The sequence below is a fragment of the Streptomyces sp. WAC04114 genome, from assembly GCF_019733245.1.
GTDB lineage: Bacteria > Actinomycetota > Actinomycetes > Streptomycetales > Streptomycetaceae > Streptomyces > Streptomyces massasporeus_A.
In genome coordinates this window covers 1-5207 of record NZ_JAIGQA010000298.1, presented here as the reverse complement: position 1 = coordinate 5207, position 5207 = coordinate 1, and the positions used below count along the sequence as shown (strand labels likewise).

Sequence of the window (5207 nt, the reverse complement as noted above, 5' to 3'; positions counted from 1 at the left end):
AACACAGTGGACGCGAGCAACTGAGGACAAGCCCTCGGCCTATTAGTACCGGTCAACTCCACACGTTACCGTGCTTCCATATCCGGCCTATCAACCCAGTCGTCTACTGGGAGCCTTACCCTCTCAAGGAGGTGGGAATACTCATCTCGAAGCAGGCTTCCCGCTTAGATGCTTTCAGCGGTTATCCCTCCCGAACGTAGCCAACCAGCCATGCCCTTGGCAGAACAACTGGCACACCAGAGGTTCGTCCGTCCCGGTCCTCTCGTACTAGGGACAGCCCTTCTCAATATTCCTACGCGCACAGCGGATAGGGACCGAACTGTCTCACGACGTTCTAAACCCAGCTCGCGTACCGCTTTAATGGGCGAACAGCCCAACCCTTGGGACCGACTCCAGCCCCAGGATGCGACGAGCCGACATCGAGGTGCCAAACCATCCCGTCGATATGGACTCTTGGGGAAGATCAGCCTGTTATCCCCGGGGTACCTTTTATCCGTTGAGCGACGGCGCTTCCACAAGCCACCGCCGGATCACTAGTCCCGACTTTCGTCCCTGCTCGACCCGTCGGTCTCACAGTCAAGCTCCCTTGTGCACTTACACTCAACACCTGATTGCCAACCAGGCTGAGGGAACCTTTGGGCGCCTCCGTTACTCTTTAGGAGGCAACCGCCCCAGTTAAACTACCCATCAGACACTGTCCCTGATCCGGATCACGGACCCAGGTTAGACATCCAGCACGACCAGACTGGTATTTCAACGACGACTCCCCCTGAACTGGCGTCCAGAGTTCACAGTCTCCCAGCTATCCTACACAAGCCGAACCGAACACCAATATCAAACTGTAGTAAAGGTCCCGGGGTCTTTCCGTCCTGCTGCGCGAAACGAGCATCTTTACTCGTAGTGCAATTTCACCGGGCCTATGGTTGAGACAGTCGAGAAGTCGTTACGCCATTCGTGCAGGTCGGAACTTACCCGACAAGGAATTTCGCTACCTTAGGATGGTTATAGTTACCACCGCCGTTTACTGGCGCTTAAGTTCTCAGCTTCGCCCCACCGAAATGGAGCTAACCGGTCCCCTTAACGTTCCAGCACCGGGCAGGCGTCAGTCCGTATACATCGCCTTACGGCTTCGCACGGACCTGTGTTTTTAGTAAACAGTCGCTTCTCGCTGGTCTCTGCGGCCACCCCCAGCTCAGGACGTAAAGTCCATCACCAGGTGTGGCCCCCCTTCTCCCGAAGTTACGGGGGCATTTTGCCGAGTTCCTTAACCATAGTTCACCCGAACGCCTCGGTATTCTCTACCTGACCACCTGAGTCGGTTTAGGGTACGGGCCGCCATGAAACTCGCTAGAGGCTTTTCTCGACAGCATAGGATCATCCACTTCACCACAATCGGCTCGGCATCAGGTCTCAGCCACATGTACGACGGATTTACCTATCGCACGGCCTACACCCTTACCCCGGGACAACCACCGCCCGGGATGGACTACCTTCCTGCGTCACCCCATCACTCACCTACTAACCGCTTGGTCCGGCGGCTCCACCACTCCCCTTTGCCCGAAGGCTCCGGGGCGGCTTCACGGCCTTAGCATCACGATGCTCGATGTTTGACGCTTCACAGCGGGTACCGGAATATCAACCGGTTATCCATCGACTACGCCTGTCGGCCTCGCCTTAGGTCCCGACTTACCCTGGGCAGATCAGCTTGACCCAGGAACCCTTAGTCAATCGGCGCACACGTTTCTCACGTGTGAATCGCTACTCATGCCTGCATTCTCACTCGTGAACCGTCCACAACTCGCTTCCGCGGCTGCTTCACCCGGCACACGACGCTCCCCTACCCATCACGATCCCCGTTGGGGGTACATATCGCAATGACACGACTTCGGCGGTACGCTTGAGCCCCGCTACATTGTCGGCGCGGAATCACTAGACCAGTGAGCTATTACGCACTCTTTCAAGGGTGGCTGCTTCTAAGCCAACCTCCTGGTTGTCTCTGCGACTCCACATCCTTTCCCACTTAGCGTACGCTTAGGGGCCTTAGTCGATGCTCTGGGCTGTTTCCCTCTCGACCATGGAGCTTATCCCCCACAGTCTCACTGCCGCGCTCTCACTTACCGGCATTCGGAGTTTGGCTAAGGTCAGTAACCCGGTAGGGCCCATCGCCTATCCAGTGCTCTACCTCCGGCAAGAAACACACGACGCTGCACCTAAATGCATTTCGGGGAGAACCAGCTATCACGGAGTTTGATTGGCCTTTCACCCCTAACCACAGGTCATCCCCCAGGTTTTCAACCCTGGTGGGTTCGGTCCTCCACGAAGTCTTACCTCCGCTTCAACCTGCCCATGGCTAGATCACTCCGCTTCGGGTCTTGAGCGTGCTACTCATGCGCCCTATTCGGACTCGCTTTCGCTACGGCTTCCCCACACGGGTTAACCTCGCAACACACCGCAAACTCGCAGGCTCATTCTTCAAAAGGCACGCAGTCACGAGAATGAAGCAAGCTCCATTCCGACGCTCCCACGGCTTGTAGGCACACGGTTTCAGGTACTATTTCACTCCCCTCCCGGGGTACTTTTCACCATTCCCTCACGGTACTATCCGCTATCGGTCACCAGGGAATATTTAGGCTTAGCGGGTGGTCCCGCCAGATTCACACGGGATTTCTCGGGCCCCGTGCTACTTGGGTGTCTCTCAAACGAGCCGCTGACGTTTCGACTACGGGGGTCTTACCCTCTACGCCGGACCTTTCGCATGTCCTTCGCCTACATCAACGGTTTCTGACTCGTCCTGTCGCCGGCAGACGACAGAAGAGAGATCCCACAACCCCGCATACGCAACCCCTGCCGGGTCTCACACGTATACGGTTTAGCCTCATCCGGTTTCGCTCGCCACTACTCCCGGAATCACGGTTGTTTTCTCTTCCTGCGGGTACTGAGATGTTTCACTTCCCCGCGTTCCCTCCACATGCCCTATGTGTTCAGGCATGGGTGACAGCCCATGACGACTGCCGGGTTTCCCCATTCGGAAACCCCCGGATCAAAGCCTGGTTGACGACTCCCCGGGGACTATCGTGGCCTCCCACGTCCTTCATCGGTTCCTGGTGCCAAGGCATCCACCGTGCGCCCTTAAAAACTTGGCCACAGATGCTCGCGTCCACTGTGCAGTTCTCAAACAACGACCAGCCACCCATCACCCCACCCTTTCAGGGCGAGTTCACTGGGGCCGGCGACTGAGGAAAGTTCGTTCCCTCAGACACCCAACAGCGTGCCCGACACACTCCCCGCTTCCCTCAACGTTCCACGCTCCGAAGAGCAGTACCAGAAGGAGAAGACGATCAAGTGTGCCGAATAGTCAACGTTCCACCCATGAGCAACCAGTGCGAGACGTTCGCTCATGTACTGGCCTCTGACCTCGTCAGGACTCGGTAAGAAGTGCTCCTTAGAAAGGAGGTGATCCAGCCGCACCTTCCGGTACGGCTACCTTGTTACGACTTCGTCCCAATCGCCAGTCCCACCTTCGACAGCTCCCTCCCACAAGGGGTTGGGCCACCGGCTTCGGGTGTTACCGACTTTCGTGACGTGACGGGCGGTGTGTACAAGGCCCGGGAACGTATTCACCGCAGCAATGCTGATCTGCGATTACTAGCGACTCCGACTTCATGGGGTCGAGTTGCAGACCCCAATCCGAACTGAGACCGGCTTTTTGAGATTCGCTCCACCTCGCGGTATCGCAGCTCATTGTACCGGCCATTGTAGCACGTGTGCAGCCCAAGACATAAGGGGCATGATGACTTGACGTCGTCCCCACCTTCCTCCGAGTTGACCCCGGCGGTCTCCCGTGAGTCCCCAGCACCACAAGGGCCTGCTGGCAACACGGGACAAGGGTTGCGCTCGTTGCGGGACTTAACCCAACATCTCACGACACGAGCTGACGACAGCCATGCACCACCTGTACACCGACCACAAGGGGGCGCCCATCTCTGGACGTTTCCGGTGTATGTCAAGCCTTGGTAAGGTTCTTCGCGTTGCGTCGAATTAAGCCACATGCTCCGCCGCTTGTGCGGGCCCCCGTCAATTCCTTTGAGTTTTAGCCTTGCGGCCGTACTCCCCAGGCGGGGCACTTAATGCGTTAGCTGCGGCACGGACAACGTGGAATGTTGCCCACACCTAGTGCCCACCGTTTACGGCGTGGACTACCAGGGTATCTAATCCTGTTCGCTCCCCACGCTTTCGCTCCTCAGCGTCAGTATCGGCCCAGAGATCCGCCTTCGCCACCGGTGTTCCTCCTGATATCTGCGCATTTCACCGCTACACCAGGAATTCCGATCTCCCCTACCGAACTCTAGCCTGCCCGTATCGACTGCAGACCCGGGGTTAAGCCCCGGGCTTTCACAACCGACGTGACAAGCCGCCTACGAGCTCTTTACGCCCAATAATTCCGGACAACGCTCGCGCCCTACGTATTACCGCGGCTGCTGGCACGTAGTTAGCCGGCGCTTCTTCTGCAGGTACCGTCACTTTCGCTTCTTCCCTGCTGAAAGAGGTTTACAACCCGAAGGCCGTCATCCCTCACGCGGCGTCGCTGCATCAGGCTTTCGCCCATTGTGCAATATTCCCCACTGCTGCCTCCCGTAGGAGTCTGGGCCGTGTCTCAGTCCCAGTGTGGCCGGTCGCCCTCTCAGGCCGGCTACCCGTCGTCGCCTTGGTGAGCCACTACCTCACCAACAAGCTGATAGGCCGCGGGCTCATCCTGCACCGCCGGAGCTTTCGACCACCGAGGATGCCCCCAGTGGTCAGTATCCGGTATTAGACCCCGTTTCCAGGGCTTGTCCCAGAGTGCAGGGCAGATTGCCCACGTGTTACTCACCCGTTCGCCACTAATCCCCACCGAAGTGGTTCATCGTTCGACTTGCATGTGTTAAGCACGCCGCCAGCGTTCGTCCTGAGCCAGGATCAAACTCTCCGTGAATGTTTTCCCGTAATCGGGATGACACGCACGAGAGCGGAACAGTCAGGCGGAATAGGCCCGACCGTTCACAGCGTCCTCGCTGTGTTTTCTTCAAAGGAACCTCGACCATCGGTGATCCGATGGACGGGGTATCAACATATCTGGCGTTGACTTTTGGCACGCTGTTGAGTTCTCAAGGAACGGTCGCTTCCTTTGTACTCACCCTCTCGGGCTTTCCTCCGGGCTTCCCTTCGGT

Annotated in this window: 2 rRNA genes; both read right to left on the bottom strand. The window is 57.6% G+C overall.

From position 1 onward, the window contains the following. Positions 1-22: 22 nt before the first annotated feature. Positions 23-3143: ribosomal RNA gene (locus K4G64_RS38170) — 23S ribosomal RNA — on the bottom strand. A gap of 303 nt (positions 3144-3446) precedes the next feature. Next, positions 3447-4972, bottom strand: a 16S ribosomal RNA gene (locus K4G64_RS38165). Together the 16S and 23S rRNA genes form the textbook arrangement of a ribosomal RNA operon. Positions 4973-5207: the final 235 nt, after the last annotated feature.